Raw genomic sequence first — 24255 nt, 5'->3', positions numbered from 1 at the left:
CGGGAAGGCCGGTGATCCACCGGCACGTCCCGGGACATTCGCGGGCTACCCCTGTGTGAGCGGTGTGACGGCGATCCGGTCGATGACGGGTGCGTAGGGGGATCGCTGGTCGTACTGGTTGTAGGTGTCGCCGTTGAAGTCGGGAAGTTCGTCCGCGGTGAAGGTGAGCCGGTTCGTGCCCTTCTTCAGGGTGACCGGGACGGTCAGGTCCCAGAAGTTGTTGTAGTGGAAGGTCGTCGGGAAGAGGACGCGACGGGCCGGTTCGCCGTTGACCGAGAGGTCGGCGTGACGGGCGATCGGGTCGGGGTTGTAGTGGGTGGCCGGGGCCTGTTCGGCGTTGGAGTAGCGGATGGTCAGCGCGTGCCGGCCGGAGCGCTCGGCGACGACGTCGAGGGTGAGGGCGTTGGCCTTGCCGTCGCCGACATCGGTGACCGCCTTCCCGCCGGAGGCGAAGCCGTAGGCGTCGGTCACCTTGGCGGCGCCGCTGACTGTGCCGTCCTCCGCCTGGTAGACCTTCGGCACCAGAGTGCCGTGGGACTGTGTCACGCGCAGGCGGTCGAGGGCGAGTTCGCGTGAGGCACCGGTGACGGTGATCTTGTTGATGCCGCCGGACAGGAACACCCGGACGTCGTCCGTACCCTCCTTGCCGCCGCCGACTTTGGGCACGTCGAGCTTCTCGCCGTTGAGGGAGAGACCGGCCCGGCCGCCGCCGAGGTGGTCGACGGACACGGTCGCCTCACCGTCGGTGGGTGCGTATACCCAGAAGGTCGCGGAGGCGTCCTTGGGCAGCCTCACCGCGCCCGGCCCGGACGTGGAGGCACTGGTGTAGTCGGGGCGGGCTCCGGAGAGGGTGGCGTACTCGGCCTCGTAGATCGCGGGTGCGGTCACGTGCTCGTCGCGCAGCGAGAGGTCGATCTTGTCGATGATGGCGTCGCCCTTGGTGACGCCGAGGTCCGGGTCCTTCGCGGCGAGCGTGATCCGGTGCTTTCCGGCAGTCAGCTTCACCGAAGTGTCGGTGTGTCCCCAGACCACCCACTTGTAGCCGAGCGGCAGTCGCAACTCCTGCGGGTCCTTGCCGTCGACGCGCAGGAAGACGTTGGTGGGGCCTTGTTCCTTCACCAGGTCGTACAGGTTGTAGGAGTTGGCGAAGACGCTGAGATCGTACGTGCCGTCCTGCGGGACCTCGACGTCGAAGGCGAGCACTCCGTCGGAACCGGTGCGCAGGCCGCCGACGTTGTAGGCGCCGGAGGTCGCGAACTTCCCCACCTGGGAAGGCGATCCCTCGGGGCCGTTCTTGGAGTAGCCGCGGCCGGTGTAGGTGGCGTTCTCCGCTTCATAGGTCTTGCGCCAGCCGACGGAGGGTTCGGCCGGTGCTCCGCCGTTTCCGCCGGGGGAGAGGATGACCTGGTACGCCGACATCTCGTTCATACCGGTCATCGGGAGTGTGGCGGTGCCGTCGGTCCCGACCTGGATCTCCTGGTCCGCGATGCGCAGCGGCTGGGCGGAGTCGCCGACCTGCCCGGTCCACGGGATCTCCTGCACGGTGGCATGCACCGTCGTGCCGAACAGTTCGGGGTCGATGTTCTGGAAGACGACGTCCGCGTCGCCGCTCTTGCCGCCGAAGATGGCCCGGGACTGCTTCTTGTCCTCGTCGAGCGTGGCGACACCCTGGAGGGTGTACTGCACGTTGGGGTGAGGCGCGGTCACCTTTACGGTGTGGCCGGTCATCTGGCCGTAGGCGTTGAACAGCCACCATTGGCCGTTGCCCTTGTTCGCCTCCACCGCCGAGTCGTTGAGGTTGCCGTCGATGTTCCAGTACGCCAGGTCGGCGTCGATCTTGGACTCCTCGATGGCGGAGACCCACTGGACGACCTGGCCGGGCACGGACAGATGGTAGTTGTGGCCGTACTCGTTGACGTTGATGGGCAGCGGGTCGATGCCGACCTCCTTCTCCCACTGCCGGTACTTGGCGACACTCGTACGGACCGCGGCGGGCGACGACAACTCGTGCCAGGTCATCACGTCCGGGACGACGTCGTTGGCCTTGGCGTACTGCAGGAAGCCCTTGACCTGGTCGTAGAGCACGCTGGTGTTGGGTCCGGCGATGCGCGCCTGCGGGTCGAGGCTCTTGATGAGCTGGTAGGTCTCCTTCCACGCCGCGAAGTAGTGCTGCGGGTCCTTGAGCCAGGAGACCTTGTTGTAGCTCCAGTCACCGGTGCCGAACATGTTCCCTTCGGGTTCGTTGAAGGGCACGTAGACGACGTGGTCCTTGTAGTCCCCCATGGTCAGGACCTGCTGGACCTGCTTTTTGATCTTCGCTTTGAAGTCGGCGAGCCGCGCGGGACCGTCCGCGCCCGGCCACTGGTAGGGGAAGCCGCGGTAGATGTCGGTCATGTAGATGTAGACGTCCTTGCCGCCGGAGTCCACGAACGGCGGCAGCACCTCGAGGGCGTCGGCCCCCGGGTGCTGGGGCCCGTCCTGCGCCTTCGTCGACACCGTACGGACGTGCATGCCCTCGAGGAGATTGCGGCTCGGCACTCCGTCGCCGTAGACGCCGTACAGCGAGCCGGAAGCCCCGCCGTGGAAGGGGCCGGTGTCGGTCGCGAGGTCCACGACGAGCCGTTCCGGCTCCGCCGCCCCGGCCGTGCCGACGGTGGTCGAGGCGAGAACGGTGGCGAGGACCGCCACCGCCGCGGCGCCTGCTCCTGCTGTTCTTCTTCTGCGTCGCACTGAAGTCTCCGTGTTGTCCCTGGGGGCGCAAAGAAGGGGGGGGTGGTTCGGCGGTCGGGTCTGCCTCGATCGCCGCCGATTCGAACCGGTTCGACAATGCCCACGATCACCTGGATCGCTGTCATGGGGAGGTTTGTTTCGACGGCGGAGTGGTGTCCCGCGCACTTGTCGAACCGGTTCGCCGGAAGCTAGCACCGGCGCACCGGGCCAGCAATACTCCCGACACAATCTCTTTCGCCCCGGTGCGGGCGGATGCACGGTGCGGCGTGGACCGCAGGAGACATCAAAGTTCGTGGTCAGAGCGATTGCACGGGGTGCGGGCGGTGGTTGCCGCACGTGGTGCGTCGGGCTTCCGGGCTGTTCCGGAGTGTTTCGGAAAGTGTGCGCAAGGCATTGACACCTGCCGGGTCGGCTTCCTACCTTCCCTTTCATGCGAACCGGTTCGACAACCGGATGACCGCCCCTTCTGTCCCTCAGCACCCCGACCGGTACGATCCTCCCTCTCAGGGATCAGCGAACCGGTTCGATGAAGGAGTTCCGTGAACATCGGTGAGATTGCCAAGCGGGCCGGTGTCTCGCGGAGCACCGTGTCGTACGCGTTGAGCGGCAAGCGTGCCGTGTCGGACCACACCCGAGAGAAGATCCAGCGGGTCATCGACGAGCTGGGCTACCGGCCCAACGCGAGCGCACGCGCCCTGGCCAACGGCCGGACCAACACCATCGGCCTGGTCTTCCCTCCGGCCGGCGACCACTACACCGGAATGCAGCTCGATTTCATCGGCAGCGTGGTGGAGGCCGGGGCCACCTACGACTACGACGTACTGCTCTCCCCGAGTGGTGTGGACAGCGACCGCTCATTCCAGCGGCTTCTGGGCGAGCGACGCGTCGACGGCGCGATCCTGATGGAGATCAGGCTCCAGGACGACCGGGTCGACCACCTCCTCGCCGAGAACTTCCCCGCCGTCTGCATCGGCCGTACCGCGCGGCCGGAGGGGGACTGGTGGGTCGGCCTGGACCACACCGCGCTGGCGGCGGCCTGTGTCCACCACCTCGCGGACCTGGGTCACCGCAGGGTCGCCTTGGTCAACCGGCCCGAGCGGCTCCTGCGCGCCGGGTACGAGTCCGCGCACCGAGGGCTCGAAGGCTTCACCAAGGCCGCCGCGGAGCGCGGGCTCACCGTCCGCACGTACACCTGCGGGGACGACGCCCCCTCGGGCCAGGCCTGCCTGGAGCGGATCCTGTACGACGACCCCGCCACCACGGCCCTCGTCACGCTGAACGAAGCCGCACTGGGCGGCCTCTACCGTGGCCTGTCCCATGCGGGCCGCCATGTACCGCGCGACTTCTCCGTCACCGGTGTCGTGGCCGCCCGGTGGGCCGAGACGGTGACACCGCAGCTCACGGCGGCCGACATGCCGGCGGCGCAGATGGGGCGTCTGGCCGTCGAACTGCTCGTCGAGCGGCTCGACCACCCCGACGCGCCGCCTCGCCACCACTTGCTCGCTCCGCCGATCTCGCTCCGCGCGAGCACTGGGCCCGCCGGCACCGGGCCCGCCGGCAGCGTTGCGCCCACGCCCCCCGGCTCCGACTTGAACGCCTGACCGGCTGCCCCCTGTCGGAGCTGCGACTGTCCGCGTCGGAGGCGTTCTTCGCCCCCGCCGCCCCTACCCGTCCCATCCCCCAGGGGCTCCGCCCCTTCAACCCCGCTTCGGGGGCCGGCCCCCGGACCCCCGCTCCTCAAGCTCCCCCAGCTACCGCTGGGAGGTGCCCCCAGATGGGCTGAATTGTGCGCGGCTGTATCGCGCGCAGTCCTTCGCGTGTTTGGCATGCCCACATCCAAACCTGATCCGTAATAAGAGGAACGTCCCATGAACAGACCCACAAGACGCCGTCTCACCGCCGCCGCCATGACCGTCGTCGCCCTCACCGCCGGCACCACCGCCTGCTCCTCCGGCGACGACACCCCGTCCGCGAAGGCGGCGGACGGCGGCAGCTACACCATCTGGGACCCCTATCCGCAGTTCGCCAAGGATTCGGACTGGGCGAAGCTGCTGGACAGTTGTGGCAGCAAGGCCGGGGTCAAGATCAAGCGGACGGCCTTCGACACCAGCGACCTCACGAACAAGGCGCTGCTGGCAGCCCAGCAGGACAACTCCCCGGACGTCCTCATCCTCGACAACCCGGTGGTGTCGACCCTCGCCGAGGCCGGGGCGCTCACCACGACCGACGAGAACAAGGTGGACACCTCGAAGGCGGACCCCAACCTGCTCGCGGCCGGTCAGGCGGACGGCAAGACCTATGGCACGCCCATCGGCGCCAACACCCTCGCCCTCTACTACAACAAGGACGTCCTCAAGGCCGCGGGCGTGGACATCGCCTCGGTCAAGGACTGGAAGTCGCTGACGGCGGCGCTGGCCAAGGTCAAGAAGGCGGGGAAGAAGGGCGTCACCTTCTCCGCGATCGGCACGGAGGAGGGGAGCTTCCAGTTCCTGCCGTGGTTCTGGGGCTCGGGAGCGCAGCTGACGGAACTCGACTCCTCCCAGGGTGTGTCGGCGCTGTCCCTGTGGAACGACTGGCTGAAGAAGGGCTACGCGCCCAACTCGGTCATCAACAACACCCAGACCACCAGCTGGCAGGAGTTCGCGAGCGGCGACTACGCGTTCGCCGAGAACGGCACCTGGCAGCTCGCCAACGCCGAGAAGGCCGGCTTCGACTACGGCGTCCTGCCAGTCCCCGGCGCCGACGGGGGCAACGCCGCGGCGCCGACCGGCGGCGAGTTCGTCACCGTCCCGGTCCAGAGCGACACCGGCCGCTACGCCACCACGCGGAAGCTGCTGTCCTGCCTGACCAGCACCGAGAACCTGTACGACACCGACACCACCCTGTCGTACGTGGCCCCCACCGGCGAGGTGCAGGACAAGCAGGTGGCGTCCGACGCCAAGCTGAAGCCCTGGGTCGAGGCGGTCAAGGCGGCCAAGGGACGCACGAGCGACGACCTCGGCACCAAGTACCCCAAGATCTCTGAGCAGTTGTGGAAGGCGGTCCAGTCCGCCCTCAGTGGGTCGCAGTCGCCGAAGGCCGCTCTCACCGCGGCCCAGGACGCCGTCAAGTAACCCGAAACCAGGTCTTGTTGTGAACCGAACGACGCAACTGCCGGACCACCGGCCGGTACGCGACCGGAACGGGGCGGCGGCCACCGCCGCCTCGCCCCGGGCTCGCACCGCCACCCGGCGCCGTCCCAGATCCCAGCAGTGGGCCGCCTGGGCATTCCTCGCCCCGGTGACCGTCTACCTCGCCCTCTTCTACGCCTATCCGCTCTACCGCAACGTCGACCTGAGCCTGCGCAACTACACCGTCCGCTCCTTCGTCCAGGGCAACGCGCCGTTCACCGGCTCGCAGAACTACCGGACCGTCTTCGACGACCCGACCTTCGGCCCCGCCCTGATGCACACCGTGGTGTTCACCGCCGTGTGCCTGTTCTTCCAGTACGCCATCGGCCTGGCCCTCGCGGTCTTCTTCAACCAGCACTTCCGGCTCTCCGCGACCCTGCGGGCCCTGTTCCTGGTGCCCTGGCTGTTGCCGCTCATCGTGTCGGCCTCCACCTGGTCGTGGATGCTCAACAGCGACTCCGGTGTCGTCAACGCCGCCCTGCACGCCTTCGGTATCGATCCGGTGAACTGGCTGACCTCACCTTCGTGGTCGCTGACCTCGGTGATCATCGCCAACATCTGGATCGGCGTGCCGTTCAACCTGGTCGTGCTCCACAGCGGTCTGCAGTCGATCCCCCGCAGCCTCTACGAAGCGGCCGCCCTCGACGGCGCCGGCGCCTGGCGGCGCTTCAGGCACATCACCTTCCCGCTCCTGCGCCCGGTGTCCGCCATCACCCTGCTGCTGGGCCTGGTCTACACGCTCAAGGTCTTCGACATCATCTGGATCATGACCAAGGGCGGCCCGGCGGACTCGTCCACCACCTTCGCCACCTGGTCCTACCGGCTCGGCTTCGGCAACCTGCTCCCCGCCTTCGGCCCCGGTGCGGCCGTCGGGAACCTGCTCGTCGTCGCGGCCGTGGTCTTCGGCCTGGTGTACCTGAGGGTCCAGCGAAAGCAGTACGCCTCATGACCAGCCTCACGACAGCGCCCAGCACACGCCGCCGGCGCCGCGGGCAGGCCACCTGGTGGAAGACCGCCACAGGCCTGTTGCTCACAACGGTCATGCTCTTCCCGGTCTACTGGATGCTCAACGTGTCCTTCACCCGAGACCAGGACATGCGCAAGTCGCCGCCGGACTGGTTTCCCGTCCACGGCACCCTGGACGGCTACCGCGCCGTACTCGACCAGCAGCTTCCCTACCTGGCCACGAGCCTGGTCATCGGTCTGGGCACGGTCGTGCTGACCGTGGCCCTGTCCGCGCCCGCCGGCTACGCACTGGCCAAACTGCGGCCACGCGGCGGCGGCGTGATCGGCTTCCTCTTCCTGGTCGCCCAGATGATCCCCGGCATCATCATGGCGATGGGCTTCTATGCCATCTACCTCAGCCTCGGCCTGCTCCAGTCGGTGCCCGGCCTGATCGTCGCGGACTCCACGCTGGCCGTCCCGTTCGCCGTCCTGATCTTCACCGCGTTCATGTCCGGCATCCCCGGCGAACTGCTCCAGGCGGCGAAGACCGACGGAGCCGGGGCCTTGCGCACCTTCTGGTCCGTCGTCCTGCCCATGAGCCGCAACGCCGTCGTCACGGTGTCGCTGTTCGCGTTCCTCTGGTCGTGGTCCGACTTCGTCTTCGCCAGCACCCTCGCGAACGGCGGGGCTCACGAGCCGATCACCCTCGGCATCTACCAGTACATCGGCAACAACAACCAGGAGTGGAACGCCATCATGGCCACCGCCGTCGTCGCCTCGCTGCCCGCCACGGTGATCCTCGTCCTCGCCCAGCGCTACGTCGCCGCCGGCGTCACCGCCGGAGCCGTCAAGGACTGACGTGACGGACCGACTCCCTCCTGTCCACCGCATGGCCAAATCGCCGGTGACCCCTGCTGAAGAAACGAGTAACCCCTCATGACCGCCGCCCGATTCGGCCCGGCCTTCTCCATCCATGACATTCCGTTCAGCACACACGGCTCCTGGTTCGGCATCTCGCCCGTGGTGGCGGAGAAGACGTACGCCGAGGACCTCCACCTGGTCTCCCACCAGAACGGCATGCACGCCGTCCTGCGCTTCGTGCCCCTCGAAGCGACGACGGGCGACCGGGCCGAGACCCGTGTCGAGGCGACACCGAGCCTGCTCAGGTGGGTCCATGACGGCGGACGCATCGGCCTCGCCTACGCGTCACCGGACACGGTCCGCCTGCGCGGTGAAGGGCTGGGCCTCCGCATCACCGCGGCGGCGGAGACCCTCACGCCCTTCACGGGCACGTACTTCTACCGCGACCCGGTGGACGGCGCGTACATGTTCACGTCGTACGAGACCGGTCGCCGTTACCGGGTGACCGTACTGTCGGGCGTGGGCGAGGCGTCCGGCAGCGAGGCTCTGGGCAGTGGCGACCGCGCCCTGACGATCAGCGCGGACGCCGGCGGAGTCTGGGAAGCGGCGGTCGAGGAACTGGACAGCGCACGACGTCCCTACACCTCCCGCATGTCGTTCGGGGAGGTCGTGTACGCGGCGGAGGGGGCCTTTGCGGCCTTCGCCCACGCGGTGGCTCCCTGGCGCTCCTCCCGTACTCCGGCCGCAGAACTCGCCGCGTACGTCCTGTGGTCGGCGACGGTCAGCCCGGCAGCCCTGGTCACCCGGCCCGCGGTGCTGATGTCCAAGCACTGGATGGACAAGGTCTGGAGCTGGGACCACTGCTTCAACGCCCTCGCCTTGGCGCCCGGAGCACCCGCGCTGGCCTGGGACCAGTTCTCGCTGCCGTTCGACCACCAGGACGAGAGCGGGGCGCTGCCCGACTCGGTGACCCACTCGGAAGTCCTCTACAACTTCGTCAAACCACCCATCCACGGATGGACCCTGGCCCACCTGCGCCGACGGCTCCCCGAGCCCCTCGGCCGTACGGAACTCACCGAGATCTACCGCCAGTTGCGACGCTGGACGGACTTCTGGCTCACCGCACGCCGCGCACCGGATGCCGCCCTGCCCCACTACCAGCACGGCAACGACAGCGGCTGGGACAACGCCACGACCTTCGACCCCGAACGCGTGGTCGTCAGCGCCGACCTGGCCGCCTTCCTCGCCCTCCAGCTCCGTGAACTCGCGGGCCTGGCCGCCGAACTGGGCCTCCCCGACGAGGCCCGCAACTGGACCCGCACCGCCGAGGCGACCCAGGCGGCGATGCTCGACGAGCTGTGGACGGGGGAGCGGTTCGTGGCCCGTGGCGTCGAAAGCTCTCGGACCTGGAGCACGTCCAGTCTGCTGGACCTGATGCCGATCGCGCTCGGCGAGCACCTGCCAGAAAGCGTGAGCAGTGTCCTGGCGGCCCGTATCGAGGCCCACCTCACCCCGTACGGACTGGCCACCGAACTGACCGCCTCACCCCACTACCGCCCCGACGGCTACTGGCGCGGCCCGATCTGGGCGCCCGCCACCGTCCTCATCGAGGACGGCCTGCGCCGCAGCGGCCACCACCGTCTCGCGGACGAGATCAGCGCCCGCTTCCGGGCCCTGTGCGAAACCCACGGCTTCGCGGAGAACTTCGACGCCCTCACCGGCACGGGCCTGCGCGACCGCGCCTACACCTGGACCGCCGCCGCCTACCTCCTCCTCGCCGAAGCCCACGAACTCCGGCGCACGGCACCCACATCCGCCGCACACACCGGCAGCTGAACGACCACCTGGGCGCCACGCCCAGGCAACACCCACCTTCTCGGGAGACCACCTGCGTACGTCTCGCATCCTTCCTCCGCCCAGCAGTATTACTGCGAGGGCGGCTACCAGCAGATGCTCGACTTCAAGCCGGTCGCGGGCCGGTCGAACACCTACACGGTGGTCAACCAGCACAGCGGCAAGTGCCTGGACATCTCGGGTGCTTCCACGGCCGACGATGCCGCCGTCATCCAGTACACCTGCAACGGCGCCACCAACCAGATGTTCACCCTCAACCCCGTCACCGCGCTCGGCAACAGCAAGGACTACCAGCTGGTCGCCGTCCACAGTGGCAAGTGCGTCGACGTCAGCCAGATCTCGACCGCACCCGGCGCGAAGATCCACCAGTGGACCTGCGATCCGGCGAGCGCGCTGAACGACAAGAGGAACCAGATCTGGCGCCTCCAGGGCATGCGCTGAGCTGACGTCACTTTCTCAGGGGGCTCCCGGGCCACAGGCGGGAGCCCCCATCTGCTGCCACGGGCCGATTATCGATCGCCACGTCTGCTCGTAGGCTCCCGGGCGTGGACGACAACCATGTGACGCACCCGCTGGCCCGGCTGCCCAGGACGCGGCTGGACATCGAGCACCGGTTCGGGGTCCGGGTCCGGGGCTTCCTCTCCGTAAAGACCCCGGATCAGCTACGGTCGCGTTTCCCGGAGATTCCACCCACCGACAGCGGTGCGGCAGCCGGACGTACGGCCGGGGAAACACCTGACGGCCGGCGCGCACGGGCGGCCGCCGAGCCCTTCACCGTCAGCGGCTGGTCGCGCGAGCCCGAGGCGCGATTCTTCACGCTGCCGAGCCCGCTCGATCCGGACGACTTCAACATCGCGTTCATCAAGGAACTCCCCCTGGAGTGCCTGGAGGGCGCGGCCACGCGCCGGGGTGGTGCCCTCACCTGCCACACCACACCCGACGACGTGATCAACGAACTGTTCGCGGCAGCACACAACGGCGGGGTGAACGGCCGGGGGCAGAGCGGCGCGTACGCCCGGCTGCACGCCTGGAACAGCCTGTACGCACTGATGGGGCTGCCCGACGACATCCCGTTCCCGGAGGCGGCGCGGCGCGCCACCGACCACCGGTGGCTGCGCTTCATGGCGTTCACGGACTGGTTCCACCACGACACGTCGGACGCTGCTTTCGCCGTGCTCGATCCCACCCGCACCCGGGTGGCGGTGCTGGCAGCGACCGACACGGACGCCGACACCCACACCGATTCCTCCACCGACGTCCACTGAACAGACGGGTGACCGCGTCTGCGCTTGTGCGGGGTTTGGCGCGCCGCTGTCCGGCTACCCGGACAGCGTGTCAGCAACAGATCAGCAGGAACTCGTCCGTTTCCTCGAGGACCGGTTCGCCTGCGCGCAGGCCTGTACCGAGTGCGCGCGCATGTGTGCCCTGCGCGCGAGCCTCGCCGATCTCGACGGTCCGGAGAACCAGCAGCAACTGCGGCGCAAGGGCATCCTGTGCGCGGAGGTCTGCGACGCGACGTGCCGCGTCCTGGCCGATCAGACCTGGCAGGAGGAGACCGGAACACGCGCCCAGGTCGAGTGGTGCCGAGCCGTCTGCCTCGAGACCGCGCATGTCTTCGACCGGAACCCCGGTGCCGAGGACGGTGCGAAGGCCTGCCGCGACTGCGCACGCGCCTGCACGGAGTTTCTCGCCCTCCTGGTGTGAGGGTGTGAGGGTGTGAGGGTGTGATCGGAGTTGCAAGAGTAACCGGAGCAACTGGGGTGAGGTGATGGGGCGGACGGGGCACCCCGTCGTCAGTCCCCAAAGTCCCCAAGCGCCCGTCCCACGCGGACATTCCAGCGCCCGTCCCGCCCACTGAGCTCCGTCCCGGTCAGCGGCGGCACGTCGATGCGCCAGAACGCCGACTCCGGAGCCCCGAGCGTCCGTACCATCACGGCCCGTACGATCTCCGGCTCGACGACGGCGACGATCCGGCCCGAGAACTGGCCGGCCGATTCCAGCCACTTCTCCACCCGGTCGCACAGCCCGTGCAGGGACTCGCCGCCGTGCGGGGCACAGGACGGGTCCGTCAGCCACCGCGCGACCGCCTCCGGTTCGTCGGTGCTCACTTCGGCCAGGGTGGCGCCACGCCAGCGGCCCACGTCCAGCCCCGCCACCTCGGGCTCTGCCGCGGCGTCGAGGCCGAGGGCGGCGGCGGTGTCGCGGCAGCGCACGCCGGGGGAGAACAGGGCCCGGTCCGGGGCGGGCAGCGAACCCGCGGCCGCCTCCGCGTTCCGCAGCCCGGCGGCGTCGACCGGGCATCCGTCGTCGAAACGTGCCTCCCGCAGCGCCGCACTGATCGCTGGTGAGATCAACATCACTCGGCTCGTCATCAGTCCCCCTCTCGTGCTCAACAGAGCTCAACACCCTTGGCAGCGCCCGGAATTGATGCCGTGACCAGGACACCGGCGCACCTTCCGAACTCCGTGCGCCCTTGGCCGCGTCCCCGCTTCGCGGTACGTTCTCGTCGATATTGACGACGGTTCGACGGAAGCCGGTGAGAATCCGGCACGGTCGCGCCACTGTAAGCCGTACCGACCGCCTCCACCCAGGAGCGGTGCAGTTCGGGCAAGTCAGACCCGTGGCCGTCGTCCTGTGCACCACCGAGTCGGGACGCGAGTTCCCCCAGGAGGTCCTGCCATGGCCCACTCCGTCGCTCAGCCGAGCGCAACCACCCCTGCCGCACCGGCCGCCGTGCCGGCCAAGCTGCCGATCGGCGCGATCGCCCCCTGGGCGGTCTTCTTCGGCATCCTGATGCTGGTCCTGCTCTACTTCGTCGGCGCCGAGCAGGGCGCCACCTCCCTGGTCTCCGGTGAGGGTGTGCACGAGTGGGTGCACGACGCCCGCCACCTGCTCGGCTTCCCCTGCCACTGACGGCGACAAGGAACCGAACAGGACAACTCGATGAACTCCATCACCGTCAGAAACCTCCTGGTGCGTGGCATGCTCGCGGGTCTCGCCGCGGGCCTGCTCGCCCTGGTCGTCGCGTACTTCCTGGGTGAACCGCGCGTCGACGCGGCGATCGCATACGAGGAGGCCCACTCCCACGAGCACGGCGGCACCGAACTCGTCAGCCGCACGATGCAGTCCACCGCGGGCCTGTCCACCGGTGTCCTCGTCTACGGGGTCGCATTCGGCGGTATCGCCGCGCTCGCCTACTGCTTCGCCCTCGGCAGGATCGGCCGCTTCGGTCCGCGCGCGAGCGCCCTGCTGCTGGCGACCGCGGGCCTGCTCGCGGTGTACGTCGTGCCCTTCCTGAAGTACCCGCCCAACCCGCCGGCCGTCGGCAACCCCGACACCCTCAACCAGCGGACCACGCTGTACTTCCTGATGGTCGTGCTCGGCGTCCTACTGGCCGTCGGCACCGTGATCCTGGGCAAGCGCCTCGCGCCGCGCCTGGGCAACTGGAACGCCACCGTGGCGGCGGGCGCGTTCTTCGTCCTGCTCGTCGGTCTGGCGTACGCGTTCCTGCCGTCGTTCAACGAGGTCCCGGAGGGCTTCTCCGGAACCTTGCTGTGGCAGTACCGGCTGGCGGCACTCGCCATCCAGGTGACCCTGTGGACCGCGTACGGCCTGGTCTTCGGGCTCCTGGCGGAGCGCGTGCTGGCACCGCGTACGGCTGCCGCTCAGCAGAACGGGGCCGCAGCACAGGCAACTCCTGTCGCACACTGAGAGGTTGAGCGCCGATAAGGGCCCCCGGTTGTCCGGGGGCCCTTTCTGCGCGCCCCCACTGTTGTGTGTTCCCAATTTCTGAAACACGTTCTACGGTGTCCGCCGTCAGGTCCGGGTCGGGTCCGGGTGGCCGGAGCAGCAGGCCAGCGGAGCCCCGTGGGAGCCAGGAGGCGCCGTGCATCTCGAATACACGCCGGAGCAGCAGCGACTGCGCACCGAACTGCGCGCCTACTTCGCCGAGTTGGTGCCGGACGACGTCCACACGCGATACGGCGACCCCGCGGCCCAGAAGCGGTTCTACCGCGAGACCATTCGCCGGCTCGGCACCGACGGCTGGCTAGGGGTGGGCTGGCCGAAGGAGTACGGCGGGCGCGGGCTGAGCCCGATGGAACAGTTCATCTTCTTCGACGAAGCCGCCCAGGCGGGCGTACCCCTGCCGCTGATGGCGCTGAACACGGTCGGCCCGACGATCATGCAGTTCGGCACGGACGAACAGAAGGCGTACTTCCTGCCGAAGATCCTCTCCGGCGAGATCGACTTCGCGATCGGCTACAGCGAGCCCGACGCGGGCACGGACCTGGCATCGCTCAAGACGCGGGCCGTACGGGAAGGCGACGAGGCCACCGGCCACTACACGGTCAACGGGCAGAAGATCTGGACGACCAACGGGGACACCGCCGACTGGGTCTGGCTCGCCGTACGCACCGACCCGGATGCCCCACCGCACAAGGGCATCACCATGCTCCTCGTGCCGACCTCCGACCCCGGCTACTCCTGCACCCTGATCAACACGCTCGCCTCGCACGACACCACCGCGAGCTACTACGAGAACATCCGGGTCCCCGCCTCGCGCCGGGTAGGGGAGGAGAACAAGGGCTGGCGGCTGATCACCAACCAGCTCAACCACGAACGCGTCACCCTCGCCGCGCACGGCACCATGGCCATCCGCGCCCTGCACGACGTGCAGCGCTGGGCGATGGAGACCAAGCTCGCCGACGGCCACCGCGTCGTCGACCTGCCCTGGGTACGCCGCCGCCTCGCCCAGACCCACACCCGGCTCGACGCGATGAAGCTCCTCAACTGGCAGATGGTGAACGCCGTCCAGGAGGGCACGCTCACCCCGCAGGACGCCTCCGCCGTGAAGGTGTACGGCTCCGAGGCGCGCCGGGACGCGTACGCCTGGCTCATGGAGATCGTCGCGGCGGCGGGCGTTCTCAAGGAGGGCTCGGCGGGCACGGTGCTCCACGGCGAACTGGAACGCGGTTACCGCTCGGCCGTCATCTTCACCTTCGGCGGCGGAAACAACGAGATCCAGCGCGAGATCATCTCGTGGATCGGCTTGGGGATGCCCCGGGTACGGCGTTAGCTCGGTGTGACGAGGATTCTTAGTTGGCACATAAGAGGGATGGTTGGCACCGAGCCTGGCCCGGTGGGTGAGAGCCTGTGCGAGAACCTCTGGTGATGTTGAGCCGGGACACGGTAGTTGGAACCTGGCCACGGGAGTTGGAGCCGGCGTCGGGGCGGCAGGCGGGGGCGGCACCGATGGAGTCGGCTGGTGACCGAGCGCATTGTCCAGCCGTCCCTGCCGACCCGAGATCAACTCTGCGCTCTGCGCGACTTCGTTCATGGGCGGAGTTACTCCGCGGGTTCGGTTGCCATTCGGCTTCCCGGTGAACCGTGTCATGCTGCGGACTCGGGTGTGGCCGATGTGGCCCGTGCCTCGGGCGCCCTGTATAACGTCACCAACGTCCTCTGCAAGCGGCTGTTCGCCGACATCGACACCGGTCAGCCCGGCGTCGCTGCCGAGCTCGCGTGGGAGGCGCTTCTCGCGATCGCAGACGCTTGGCGAGATGCACCCAATGCGCCCGCTGAGCTGCGGAAGCTGGTATTTGATGCTGCCCTGCGGCGAGCCTGAGCCTGGGTTCCGCCATCACACTCTCAGACGGAGCTGCGGGCCTCTTCGTAGTCCGGCTCCGGTGTCGGACCCTTCTTCTTTCCGGCAGCAGGCAAGGTCGTCAGCAGCACAGCTGCTCCGAGGAGCGCGATGACCGCGATCCAGCCCGCGCCGACGTGCATAGCATGGATAAACGCATTATCAGCAGCCTGAGCAAGAGTGGGCCGGTGGACAGTGGTGGCGACGTGGCGGGCCTGTTCGGCGGAAACTCGCGCCTGATCCTGCACCGGACCGGGTGCACCCTCCAGCGAAGGTTCGATCGCACGTCGGTACGTGATCGACATGATCGTGCCGCCTACTGCGATTCCGATCACACTGCCGGTTTGTCGCACGGTGTTGGTGACGGCCGATCCTGCACCTGCCTGTTCCAACGGCAGGTCGCTGATCAATGCGGCCGTAACGGGGCCGATCACCATGCCGATCGAGAGACCCTGTATCAACAACAGAATCTCGATCCAGACGAGTGGAGTTTGCAGTCCGAGGAACCCGTACCCGCCCATGGTCAGCGCAGCCACGGTTAGCGCCGGCACGGTGACAAGGCGTAGCGGCAGGTGGCGAACCAGGCGCGAGGCAAGGGGCGCCCCCGCGAGCGCGCCGAATGCGGTCGGGATATTGGCCAAACCCGCCTTCATCGGCGAAAATCCGAGCGCGCCTTGCAGGTAGAACGCGTTATAAAAGGTGATGGTGGCCACACCGAAGAGCAGCAATCCGAGCGCCATATTTCCGCCACCGAATGTGCGTTGCGTGAACATTCGCGGATCAAAGCTGGGCACCTTGACACGCAGTTCGACGAGTACGAAAACGGCCAGCAGAATTAGACCGACAACAATCGGCGCCCAGACGTCGGTACGACTCCACACCGCCACCTGGCCCGCCCGGATCAGCCCGTAGGCCAACGCCACGAGCCCACTGATCGACAGCAACATTCCAGCGGGGTCCAGTGGTCGCGGAGTGGGGCTGCGGAAATTCGGAACCAGCACGGCAAGCCCGACCAGCGCCAATGCCGCGACCGGAACATTGATCAGAAAGACCGAGCCCCACCAGAAATGATCGAGCAGGAACCCCGCCAGCACCGGGCCGGCAGCCATTCCGACACCGGCCGACGTCGAGAAAATGCCGATCGCGGCAGCCCGCGCGGGGCCGGTAAAGGTCCATATAAGGATGGCCATCATGGCGGGCGTGATCAGCGCGCTGCCCACCCCCATCGCAGCTCGAGCTGCAATCAGCTGGCCCGCATCGCTTGCGTACGCCGCCCACAGCGAGGACCCGGCGAAGATCACCAACCCACTGGAGAACACAGTCCGGTGACCGAACCGATCGCCCAATGCGCCTGCAGTGAACATCAATGTGGCGAAGGCCAGAGTGTACGAACCGGTCGCCCATTGCAGCTGACCGGGATTGGCCCCCAGTCCACGGACCGGGTCTGCAAGGGTCTCCAGCGTAGTACTCAGGACGGTATTTTCTATCCAAATCAGCAGTGAACACAGCATAAGAACGGCAAGAATCAACTGCTGCCTGGACTTCGGCAACGTTGGAGGCGGGGTCATGAACACCTTCGGATATCGATCGGCGGGAACCTGAACGACTGGACCATAAGCAAACTCCACGACGCCGTCAAGCTTAGAATTTCTTGTTCAATACTGTTGCGGCTGAACGGACTGTATGCCCTCTGCCGGATTTGCGGACTGAGTAATTTTGCGCCCTCTGGCGGATTTGCGAGTTGAAGGATTTCATGACTTCCGGAGGGTTGCGACTGAGCGGATTTCATGCCCTCCAGTGAGCTGTCGCACCGCGTCCTGCGATCCCTGCTCGGTGCCCACGCCAAACCGCAGCTCCTGCCCGCCCAAGACTGCCGGAACACTGGCACTCACCTGACGCTTTACCGAGCACCATTTCTGCGTCATTCACCATGGCCTTCAGAACTCAGTCCCGGCGGATCGGGTTCGGCTGCGCGAGGTCACTTGCTTTGTCGATCTTCCGTGCGAGATCTTCGGCGTGCTGGATGAGGAGCCCTCGCAGTGCCGCGTAGTGCCCGCTGCTCGGTCTACCTGCTGGGTCTCACGACTGGACGAACCTATGCTGGCCGTCATGAGACGGACATCCTTTGCGCAGTGGCCCTGCTCGATCGCGCGGACCATGGACCTGCTCGGGGACTGGTGGACGCCGTTGGTGCTGCGTGAGGCGTTCTACGGGATCCGGCGGTTCGACGCGTTCCAGGAGTCGCTGGGGATCGCCCGTAACACGCTGACGGACCGGCTGCGCCGGCTGGTGGAGGAGGGGCTGCTGGAGAAGCGGCCGTACCAGACGGAGCCGGTCCGGTGCGACTACGTGCTCACCGAGAAGGGGCGCGACTTCTTTGGCGTGCTGCTGGTGATGAACCGGTGGGGAGACCGCTGGCTGGCCGGTGAAGCGGGCCCGCCGGTGGCGATGCGTCACGAGGTGTGCGGGCAGGAGACCCATGCCGAGGTGGTGTGCGCCGCCTGCGGCGAGCCCATGACCGCGGACAACACTCGCCCCCGGATGGGCCCCGGCTATCCACCGCATTTGGCCGAACGGCCGGATGTGCGGGAGCGTTTCGCGGACTGACTCAACAGCTCCGTGAGGGCTGTGTCCACCCTTGACAAGTGAGTCTATCTACGCAACTTTACTGGTCAGGTACTGGCAAGAGAGGTTCTCGGAAGGCGAGGAGGCCGCGGGATCATGGAGTGGACGGGCGCGCGCTATGCGGACAAGCCGACGGCTGAGGTCCACACCTGGATCGCCGCGGCGCCGACGCAAGTGTGGGCGTTGGTGTCCGACATCGAGCTGATGCCGCGCATGAGTTCCGAGCTGCAGGCGGTGGAATGGCTGGACGGCAGGAGCGGCCCTGCTCTAGGAGCCCGATTCGTCGGCCGGAGCAAGCATGAAGCGTTGGGGGAGTGGGCCACCACGTCCCACATCGTCGAGTACGAGCCGCCGAGCGTGCTCGCCTGGGCGGTCGAGGATCCACAACACCCCACTGCCCTCTGGCGGTTCACTCTGAAGCCGGAGGACGGCGGCACACTGCTGCGGCAGTGGATGCAGATGGGGCCGGCCCGCTCGGGTCTCTCCTTCGCCATCGATCGCATGCCGGAGAAGGAGCAGAAGATCGTCTTCGTGCGCATGCGGGAGTTCGAGGCCAACATGAACTGCACCCTTGAAGAGATCAAGAAGCTGGCCGAGAGCACCGAGGCATCGGGCGAGGCGAGCCTCTGATGCGTACCTCCACCACGATCGAAGCCTCCGGAGCCGACTGGCGGGAGATCGTCGACTACGTCACCGAGGCGGAGAAACTCGGTCTGGACATCTGCTGGGTGGCGGAGGCATGGGGCTCCGAGGCGCCTTCGCCGCTGGGTTACCTAGCCGCGAAGACCGAGCGCATGCTTCTCGGATCCGGGATCATCCAGCTCGGCACCCGCACGCCGATGGCCATCGCCCGCGCCGCGATCACGCTGTCGCAGATTTCCCAGGGGCGCTTCCTCCTCGGGCTGGGCCCCTCCGGACCTCAGGTGATCGAAGGACTCCACGGCGTGCCCTTCGCACGGCCGCTGTCGCGCATGCGCGAGACTGTCGAGATCGTGCGCCAGGCCGCCTCGGGCGAGAAGGTCTCCTATTCCGGGCGGGAGTTCCAAATCCCTCTGCCGGGCGAGGCGAAACCCATGCGTCTGTCGATGCGCGCCGAGTACGACATCCCCGTCTACCTGGCCACCCTCTCGCCGAAGATGCTGCACCTGACCGGTGAGATCGCCGACGGCTGGCTGGGCACCAGCTTCGTACCCGAAGGCGCCAAGGAGGCGTACTTCCACCACCTGGACCGGGGCTTGGCCGACGCCGGTCGTACGCGCGCCGACCTCGACATCTGCCAGGGCGCCGAGGTCGCCTTCGCGGACGACGAGGACGCGCTGCGCGCGATGGTGGCCGGACGCAAGAAGGAGCTGGCCTTCAGTCTCGGCGGCATGGGCTCCGCGACCACGAACTTCTACAACAGCGCCTACAGCCGCCAGGGATGGGCCGAGGTGGCGGCCGAGGTCCGGACCCGCTGGCAGGCCGGAGACCGGGACGGCGCGGCCGGCGAGATCACCGACGAGATGGTGCTGGCGACCACGCTGATCGGAACAAAGGACATGGTGCGTGAACGGCTGCGCGTGTGGCGCGACGTCGGTGTCGACACCGTTCGTTTCTATCCCGCCGGCGAGACCCTCGACGCCCGACTCGCCACCCTGGGCCGGGCCATCGAGCTGGTCCGCGACATCGAGGACGAGGCAGCACGGTAGCGACAGGCCATGGCCGCCGAGGCGGGTCGCCATGCGCCGACGCTGTCCACCAGGCCCCGGTTCAGGTCAATCGGGCGCTGATGCCGTCGGGCGCCAGGCCCGACATCAGCAGGGTGATCGCATGGAACGTCCTGGTCAGGGCGTGCTCCCGGTCCGCCGCGGCGGCGATGATCTGGTTGCCCTCGCACAGGCCGGCCAGCAGCAGCCGGGCGACCGGAGCACCCTGCGCGACGCGTACACCCTGACCACAGGAGGCACACTCAGACGCTGGTCGTGTGGCGGCTGAGAACGGGTTCGCCTACCGCGGCCCGCGACCCTGGGTTTCCGCCCAGTGTTGGTCGATGAGCGCGCCGGCAAGCGTGTGCGTACCTTCCACTACGGCGGCGTGAAACGTACGGCCATGACCGTCCCGGGCACGGAGCATCTCGGACTGCCGGAGGTCTTCCCTCAGCTGGAGGGCGTCGAGGTGGGCCTGGGGTGGACGCGCCCGGTACAGGTCGCCGCCACGATCCAGGCACCCTTGCTAGGACGTGGGCTCCGGCCCGGGCGGCGAACTGGACGGCCGACTGACCCACGCCTCCGCTGGCGCCGTTGATCAGCAGCGTGTGCCCGCTCTTGAGACGTGCAGCCTGGACGGCCTGGTAGGCGGTGCAGGGGCCGCCCGAAGGCCGCGTCCGTGTCGTGGCCGCCGACACCGTGGCACCGCTGTGGACCGGAGAACGGGGGAGCGAGGCCCGGCTCATGCTGACGACCTCAGGTCCGGCCCCTGTCGAGGTCTGGCGCTGGCAACTGGAACCGGACGAGGAATACCCCAGCCACCCCCATCAAGCCGGAGTCGTGGAAACCGTCAGTGTCACCTCCGGCCGGATGACCCTGATCGTCGACGGCACCGAACACACCGTGGACGCCGGACAGACCGCCACGTTCGACGGCGACGCCCCTCACACCTACCGCGGCGACGGCACCGAAACCTGCAGCCTGATCATGACGGTCCACCTGCCGCCCGGTCCCGCTTCCACAACCTGACCCGCGTGGTGCAGGCGGAAGCCCCGATGGTGCCGTCGCCTCAGTGGCAGCACGGTGCGGTGTCCGGCCGCGACCGGGCGCCCGACCGAGGTGTGCCGTGGGCCGGCGGTCACTGCGTCGGCGTCGCGCTCACGCGCAGTCCTCCTCCAGCCCTTCCAAGATGCGGTTCGAGATCTGGGGGAGCTGAGAGTCTCACAGGGCCCGCAGGTCCCGCAGGCGCCGAGGTGGTGGCGCCTGCGGGGCTGGACGGCGCACCGCCGGGCGGTCCGAAGAGAACCGTGTGGAAAGGAGTACCTGCCCGCCCTGGTGCCCACCAGGAATCCTGGTCACACTGGCAGCGTGAACGTGGATCACACGGGCGACCCGGGGCTCTTCGGCCCGTCCTCGGTCACCTGGCAGATACACGGTGACCCGATGATGTGGGTCGCCGGTGTTCGCGCGCTCTACTTCCAGGCCCTGCACCCCCGCGCGGTGCGCGGCGTCATGCAGAACTCCGACTTCCGCAAGGACGCCTGGGGCCGGCTGATGCGCACGGCCGACTTCGTCGGCACGACGACGTACGGCACCACGGAGGCGGCCGAGAAGGCCGGCGCCCGGGTCCGGAAGATCCACACCATGTTCACGGCGACCGACCCCGACACGGGCGAGCGCTACCCGATAGACGAACCCGAGCTGCTGCTCTGGATCCACTGTGCCGAGATCGACTCCTATCTGCAGGTGGCACGCCGCTCCGGGTTCCCGATCACGGAAGCGGCGGCGGACCGCTACATCGGCGAACACCGGGTCAGCGCACGCCTGGTGGGCCTCGACCCTGGCGACGTACCCGCCGACCAGGGCCAACTCGCCGCGTACTTCGAGAAGATGCGCCCCGAACTGGCCGCGGGACCGGAGGCGCGGGAGGTGGATGACTTTCTGCGGAGCCCGCCGACACCACTCCTGCTCGTCCCGGCGCGCGCACTGCTGTGGCGGCGCGTGGCCGACCTCGCGTACGCCGCACTGCCGCCGTACGCCCATGAGTTGTACGGAAGACCGGCGCCGCCGCCCGAGACGGTGACCCGTCACCTGCGTCTCACCGGCACCCTGCTGCGCGGCATTCCCGCACGTGTCCGCTGGCAACTGCCGCCCAAACACATTATCCGCGCCATGTCACGGCTCGGCCCCGGCTCGCGCCCGGCACCGTACAAAGTCGCCAGATAGCTCGCCATACTGGACGGGCCGGGGGAGGGCGGGGCCAGACGACGGGGGCGGTCGCACGAGATGGCGGAGACCAGGCTGATCCAGGGCCGGTACCGGCTGCTCGACCTGATCGGTCGCGGCGGCATGGGTGAGGTGTGGCGTGCGCGCGACGAATCGCTGGGCAGACAGGTCGCCGTCAAGTGCCTCAAACCGCTCGGCCCGCAGCGCGACCACTCCTTCACGCGTGTCCTGCGGGAGAGATTTCGGCGCGAGGCACGCGTGGCCGCCGCTCTTCAGCACCGCGGAGTGACCGTGGTGCACGACTTCGGCGAGTCGGACGGTGTGCTCTATCTCGTCATGGAGCTGCTGGACGGCCGCAACCTCAGCCAGCTCCTGGAGGACAACAAGAACCATCCGCTGCCGGTCGCCGACGTCGTGGAGATCGCGGACCAGGCGGCCGCCGCCCTCGCGTACACCCACCAACAGGGCATCGTTCACCGCGACTTGAAACCGGCGAACATCATGCGCCTCGACGACGGCACAGTGAAGATCTGCGACTTCGGCATCGCCCGCCTCGGCCACGACATCGGCTTCACCGGCCGCCTCACCGGCACCGGCATCGCGATGGGCACCCCGCACTACATGTCGCCCGAGCAGATCAGCGGCGTGCCCGTCGACCAGCGCAGTGACCTCTACTCGTTCGGCTGCGTGCTGTACGAGATCGCCACCGGGGCGCCGCCGTTCGATCTCGACGACGCATGGGCCGTCCTCATCGGACACCGCGACACCCCGCCCGAGCCGCCGCGCGGCCACCGCGCCGAACTCCCCGAGTACCTCGAGCAGATCATCCTGGACCTCCTGGCGAAGGAGCCCGAGGAACGTCCGCACGACGCCCGCGAGTTGGGCCGCCGCATCAGCGCGGGCCGCACCACACCGACATACGTGCCGACCATGGTGTCCCCGCCCGCGCGGCGCCGGACGGCGGAGCCGCCGACGCCCCGGGAACCGCGTCTGCCCTCCTGGACCCGTGGCATGACCACCGGCCACAAGGCGACCGGCGCCGCGCTGCGCACCACACCGCCGGACGCCGCCGCGGGCCTGACCGGCGACTGGATCGCCCGCACCGACACCCGTCGGGACCAGGATCCCGTACCGGCCGAACGGCCCACCCCGTCACCGGAGTTGATCACCACTCTCACCGGCCGGCACAACGCGGGCCTCAGCCTGGGGCGCCTCGGCCGCTGGGCGGAGGCGGGCGAGGTGCACCGCGCGGTCGCCGCCGAGCGCGAGCACGCCCTCGGCCCCGACCACCCCGACACCCTCGCCAGCCGCTACGAGGTCGGCTTCACCCTCAGCCGCACCGGCCGCCCCGCCGACGCGCTGCGCGAGTACACCCACGTCGCCGAGGCCAGGGGGCGCCTGCTGGGACCCGAGCACCCGGACACGCTGGCAGCCCGCCAGGAAATGGCGTACGTACTCGGGCAGTTGGGCCGCCATTTCGAAGCGCACCAGGCGTACACGGCCGTGCTCGCGGCCCGGGAGCGCGCCATGGGACCCGACCACCCGGACACCCTGCGCTGCCGCCACAATCTCGCCTTCAACCTCAGCAGGCTCGGACGCCTGGAGGACTCGTACCGCATGGCCCTCGACGTGGCGGCGGCCCGCGCCCGGGCGCTCGGCGCGAACCATCCCGACACCCTCGTGACCCGGTACGAAGTGGCCTACGTACTCGGCCAGTTGGGCCACTGGCCGGAGGCGCTGCAGACCTACCAGGACGTCGCGGAGGCCCGGGCACAGGCTCTCGGCCCCGACCACCCCGACACCCTCGCCGCGCGCTACGAGGTCGGGATCAGCCTCGGCAGGCTCGGCCGCAGCGCGCAGGCACTGGAGCTGTACCGCGCCCTGATCGACGACCGGACCCGCGTCCACGGCCCAGGCCACCCCGAGACCCTGCGCGCCCGGCACGGCCTCGGAGTCAACCTGGGGCGGCTCGGCCGCTGGGAGGAGGCTCTGGCGGAGTCCCGCGACGTGTGCGCGATCCGCGAGCGCGTCCTCGGCCCCGAGCACCCGGACACCCTGGTCAGTCGCCGCGAGGTGGCCGTCGGCCTCGGCTGGCTCGGCCGCTGGGCGGACGCCCTCACCGAGTATCGCCGTGTCGCCGCCGCCCGCGAGCGCGTCCTGGGCGCCGACCACCCCGACGCCCTCGCCAGCCGCAACGACGAGGCCCACTGCCTGGAACAACTCGGGCGCGGCGCGGAGGCGATCGAGCTGTACCGGAGGGTGGCCGCACTACGGCAGCAGCGGGCGTCCGGCGGCCTCTGAGGCCCGACCGTCCGCTTGGGGCCGTGAGGCCACCGAGTCCGAGCGGCCTCCGGGGCCGGCCGGCGGCGCGAGGCGCGACGCCGGACGGCCTGTCGCCCGCCGGGGCACCTCATGACGTATCCCCTCGCGTCCATGCCGCCCGCCGGTATCGGGCGGCGCGCGGCGCACTCGCCCCCGTTGCGCGGCCCGAGGCCCTGCCGGGCCGCCGCGCGTC

General features: G+C 68.6%; 21 protein-coding genes, 1 pseudogene and 1 riboswitch. Of the genes and pseudogenes, 19 read left to right on the top strand and 3 right to left on the bottom strand.

Annotated features, from left to right (window positions below; genetic code table 11):
• Nucleotides 1-45: 45 nt before the first annotated feature.
• Nucleotides 46-2688: a carbohydrate-binding protein gene (locus tag FE633_RS26220; RefSeq protein WP_138047733.1), complete on the bottom strand. Its 2643-nt coding sequence runs from the start codon at nucleotides 2686-2688 to the stop codon at nucleotides 46-48.
• Between the two features lie 581 nt (nucleotides 2689-3269).
• Here FE633_RS26220 and FE633_RS26215 point away from each other — a divergent pair.
• The 8 genes from FE633_RS26215 to FE633_RS26180 all read left to right on the top strand — a co-directional run bounded on the left by FE633_RS26215 (nucleotide 3270) and on the right by FE633_RS26180 (nucleotide 11264).
• Nucleotides 3270-4331, top strand: a complete 1062-nt coding sequence (locus tag FE633_RS26215; protein WP_138047653.1) for a LacI family DNA-binding transcriptional regulator — start codon at nucleotides 3270-3272, stop codon at nucleotides 4329-4331.
• A gap of 267 nt (nucleotides 4332-4598) precedes the next feature.
• Complete coding sequence (locus FE633_RS26210; protein WP_138047652.1) at nucleotides 4599-5843, top strand: sugar ABC transporter substrate-binding protein; 1245 nt, start codon at nucleotides 4599-4601, stop codon at nucleotides 5841-5843.
• A gap of 19 nt (nucleotides 5844-5862) precedes the next feature.
• Nucleotides 5863-6849 (top strand): carbohydrate ABC transporter permease, encoded by a 987-nt coding sequence (locus FE633_RS26205; protein ID WP_138047651.1) that lies wholly within the window; start codon nucleotides 5863-5865, stop codon nucleotides 6847-6849.
• Nucleotides 6846-7703, top strand: coding sequence for a carbohydrate ABC transporter permease (locus tag FE633_RS26200; RefSeq protein ID WP_138047650.1), 858 nt, complete (start codon nucleotides 6846-6848; stop codon nucleotides 7701-7703). Before FE633_RS26205 ends, FE633_RS26200 begins: the two co-directional genes overlap by 4 nt.
• Nucleotides 7704-7781: 78 nt before the next feature.
• Entirely contained in the window at nucleotides 7782-9542 is a 1761-nt protein-coding gene (locus FE633_RS26195) for an amylo-alpha-1,6-glucosidase (protein ID WP_138047649.1), read from the top strand.
• A gap of 114 nt (nucleotides 9543-9656) precedes the next feature.
• Nucleotides 9657-10001 (top strand): RICIN domain-containing protein, encoded by a 345-nt coding sequence (locus FE633_RS26190; RefSeq protein WP_246113837.1) that lies wholly within the window; start codon nucleotides 9657-9659, stop codon nucleotides 9999-10001.
• A gap of 104 nt (nucleotides 10002-10105) precedes the next feature.
• Nucleotides 10106-10825: a DUF6183 family protein gene (locus FE633_RS26185; RefSeq protein WP_212747281.1), complete on the top strand. Its 720-nt coding sequence runs from the start codon at nucleotides 10106-10108 to the stop codon at nucleotides 10823-10825.
• A 67-nt stretch (nucleotides 10826-10892) separates the two neighbouring features.
• Nucleotides 10893-11264, top strand: coding sequence for a four-helix bundle copper-binding protein (locus tag FE633_RS26180; protein ID WP_171060126.1), 372 nt, complete (start codon nucleotides 10893-10895; stop codon nucleotides 11262-11264).
• A gap of 89 nt (nucleotides 11265-11353) precedes the next feature.
• Here FE633_RS26180 and FE633_RS26175 read toward each other — a convergent pair whose 3' ends face one another.
• Entirely contained in the window at nucleotides 11354-11932 is a 579-nt protein-coding gene (locus FE633_RS26175; protein WP_138047647.1) for a histidine phosphatase family protein, read from the bottom strand.
• A 130-nt stretch (nucleotides 11933-12062) separates the two neighbouring features.
• Nucleotides 12063-12203, top strand: a riboswitch (cobalamin riboswitch).
• 36 nt (nucleotides 12204-12239) lie between these two features.
• Here FE633_RS26175 and FE633_RS26170 point away from each other — a divergent pair.
• The 4 genes from FE633_RS26170 to FE633_RS26155 all read left to right on the top strand — a co-directional run bounded on the left by FE633_RS26170 (nucleotide 12240) and on the right by FE633_RS26155 (nucleotide 15186).
• A complete protein-coding gene (locus FE633_RS26170) occupies nucleotides 12240-12473 on the top strand; it encodes a CbtB domain-containing protein (RefSeq protein ID WP_138047646.1) in 234 nt (77 codons plus the stop codon).
• Between the two features lie 30 nt (nucleotides 12474-12503).
• A complete protein-coding gene (locus tag FE633_RS26165) occupies nucleotides 12504-13271 on the top strand; it encodes a CbtA family protein (protein ID WP_138047645.1) in 768 nt (255 codons plus the stop codon).
• 175 nt (nucleotides 13272-13446) lie between these two features.
• Nucleotides 13447-14637: an acyl-CoA dehydrogenase family protein gene (locus FE633_RS26160; RefSeq protein ID WP_138047644.1), complete on the top strand. Its 1191-nt coding sequence runs from the start codon at nucleotides 13447-13449 to the stop codon at nucleotides 14635-14637.
• 189 nt (nucleotides 14638-14826) lie between these two features.
• Nucleotides 14827-15186 carry a hypothetical protein gene (locus tag FE633_RS26155; protein WP_138047643.1) on the top strand — a complete coding sequence of 120 codons (360 nt, stop codon included), beginning with the start codon at nucleotides 14827-14829 and terminating at the stop codon, nucleotides 15184-15186.
• A 23-nt stretch (nucleotides 15187-15209) separates the two neighbouring features.
• On the opposite strand, the gene FE633_RS26150 is transcribed toward FE633_RS26155, so the two are convergent.
• Nucleotides 15210-16832, bottom strand: a complete 1623-nt coding sequence (locus tag FE633_RS26150) for an MFS transporter (RefSeq protein ID WP_246113836.1) — start codon at nucleotides 16830-16832, stop codon at nucleotides 15210-15212.
• 481 nt (nucleotides 16833-17313) lie between these two features.
• On the opposite strand from FE633_RS26150, the gene FE633_RS26145 reads away from it, so the two are divergent.
• From FE633_RS26145 to FE633_RS26115, 7 genes and pseudogenes are all read left to right on the top strand, one after another.
• Nucleotides 17314-17811 (top strand): winged helix-turn-helix transcriptional regulator, encoded by a 498-nt coding sequence (locus FE633_RS26145; RefSeq protein ID WP_138047642.1) that lies wholly within the window; start codon nucleotides 17314-17316, stop codon nucleotides 17809-17811.
• 114 nt (nucleotides 17812-17925) lie between these two features.
• Nucleotides 17926-18459, top strand: a complete 534-nt coding sequence (locus FE633_RS26140; RefSeq protein WP_138047641.1) for an SRPBCC family protein — start codon at nucleotides 17926-17928, stop codon at nucleotides 18457-18459.
• Nucleotides 18459-19517, top strand: coding sequence for an LLM class flavin-dependent oxidoreductase (locus FE633_RS26135; RefSeq protein ID WP_138047640.1), 1059 nt, complete (start codon nucleotides 18459-18461; stop codon nucleotides 19515-19517). The genes FE633_RS26140 and FE633_RS26135 overlap by 1 nt, the downstream gene beginning before the upstream one ends.
• A gap of 121 nt (nucleotides 19518-19638) precedes the next feature.
• Nucleotides 19639-19803 (top strand): hypothetical protein, encoded by a 165-nt coding sequence (locus FE633_RS47435; protein ID WP_171060125.1) that lies wholly within the window; start codon nucleotides 19639-19641, stop codon nucleotides 19801-19803.
• A 362-nt stretch (nucleotides 19804-20165) separates the two neighbouring features.
• A pseudogene (locus FE633_RS26125) lies at nucleotides 20166-20543 on the top strand (cupin domain-containing protein); the annotation flags it as partial.
• 414 nt (nucleotides 20544-20957) lie between these two features.
• Nucleotides 20958-21740: an oxygenase MpaB family protein gene (locus FE633_RS26120; protein WP_138047731.1), complete on the top strand. Its 783-nt coding sequence runs from the start codon at nucleotides 20958-20960 to the stop codon at nucleotides 21738-21740.
• Between the two features lie 60 nt (nucleotides 21741-21800).
• Nucleotides 21801-24041 (top strand): serine/threonine-protein kinase, encoded by a 2241-nt coding sequence (locus tag FE633_RS26115; RefSeq protein WP_138047639.1) that lies wholly within the window; start codon nucleotides 21801-21803, stop codon nucleotides 24039-24041.
• Nucleotides 24042-24255 lie beyond the last annotated feature (214 nt).

Source organism: Streptomyces montanus (assembly GCF_005786655.1).
GTDB lineage: Bacteria > Actinomycetota > Actinomycetes > Streptomycetales > Streptomycetaceae > Streptomyces > Streptomyces sporangiiformans.
The sequence above is the reverse complement of the archived record's forward strand: the minus strand, read 5'-3'. Positions and strand labels throughout refer to the sequence as shown.

What these genes read in the sequence shown, in the direction of transcription:
- FE633_RS26175 (WP_138047647.1), bottom strand. Translation starts at nt 11,932, where the DNA reads ATGACGAGCCGAGTGATGTTGATCTCACCAGCGATCAGTGCGGCGCTG.
- FE633_RS26115 (WP_138047639.1), top strand. Translation starts at nt 21,801, where the DNA reads ATGGCGGAGACCAGGCTGATCCAGGGCCGGTACCGGCTGCTCGACCTG.
- FE633_RS26120 (WP_138047731.1), top strand. Translation starts at nt 20,958, where the DNA reads ATGATGTGGGTCGCCGGTGTTCGCGCGCTCTACTTCCAGGCCCTGCAC.
- FE633_RS26200 (WP_138047650.1), top strand. Translation starts at nt 6,846, where the DNA reads ATGACCAGCCTCACGACAGCGCCCAGCACACGCCGCCGGCGCCGCGGG.
- FE633_RS26190 (WP_246113837.1), top strand. Translation starts at nt 9,657, where the DNA reads ATGCTCGACTTCAAGCCGGTCGCGGGCCGGTCGAACACCTACACGGTG.
- FE633_RS26135 (WP_138047640.1), top strand. Translation starts at nt 18,459, where the DNA reads ATGCGTACCTCCACCACGATCGAAGCCTCCGGAGCCGACTGGCGGGAG.
- FE633_RS26140 (WP_138047641.1), top strand. Translation starts at nt 17,926, where the DNA reads ATGGAGTGGACGGGCGCGCGCTATGCGGACAAGCCGACGGCTGAGGTC.
- FE633_RS26210 (WP_138047652.1), top strand. Translation starts at nt 4,599, where the DNA reads ATGAACAGACCCACAAGACGCCGTCTCACCGCCGCCGCCATGACCGTC.
- FE633_RS26195 (WP_138047649.1), top strand. Translation starts at nt 7,782, where the DNA reads ATGACCGCCGCCCGATTCGGCCCGGCCTTCTCCATCCATGACATTCCG.
- FE633_RS26170 (WP_138047646.1), top strand. Translation starts at nt 12,240, where the DNA reads ATGGCCCACTCCGTCGCTCAGCCGAGCGCAACCACCCCTGCCGCACCG.
- FE633_RS47435 (WP_171060125.1), top strand. Translation starts at nt 19,639, where the DNA reads ATGGAACGTCCTGGTCAGGGCGTGCTCCCGGTCCGCCGCGGCGGCGAT.
- FE633_RS26145 (WP_138047642.1), top strand. Translation starts at nt 17,314, where the DNA reads ATGAGACGGACATCCTTTGCGCAGTGGCCCTGCTCGATCGCGCGGACC.
- FE633_RS26165 (WP_138047645.1), top strand. Translation starts at nt 12,504, where the DNA reads ATGAACTCCATCACCGTCAGAAACCTCCTGGTGCGTGGCATGCTCGCG.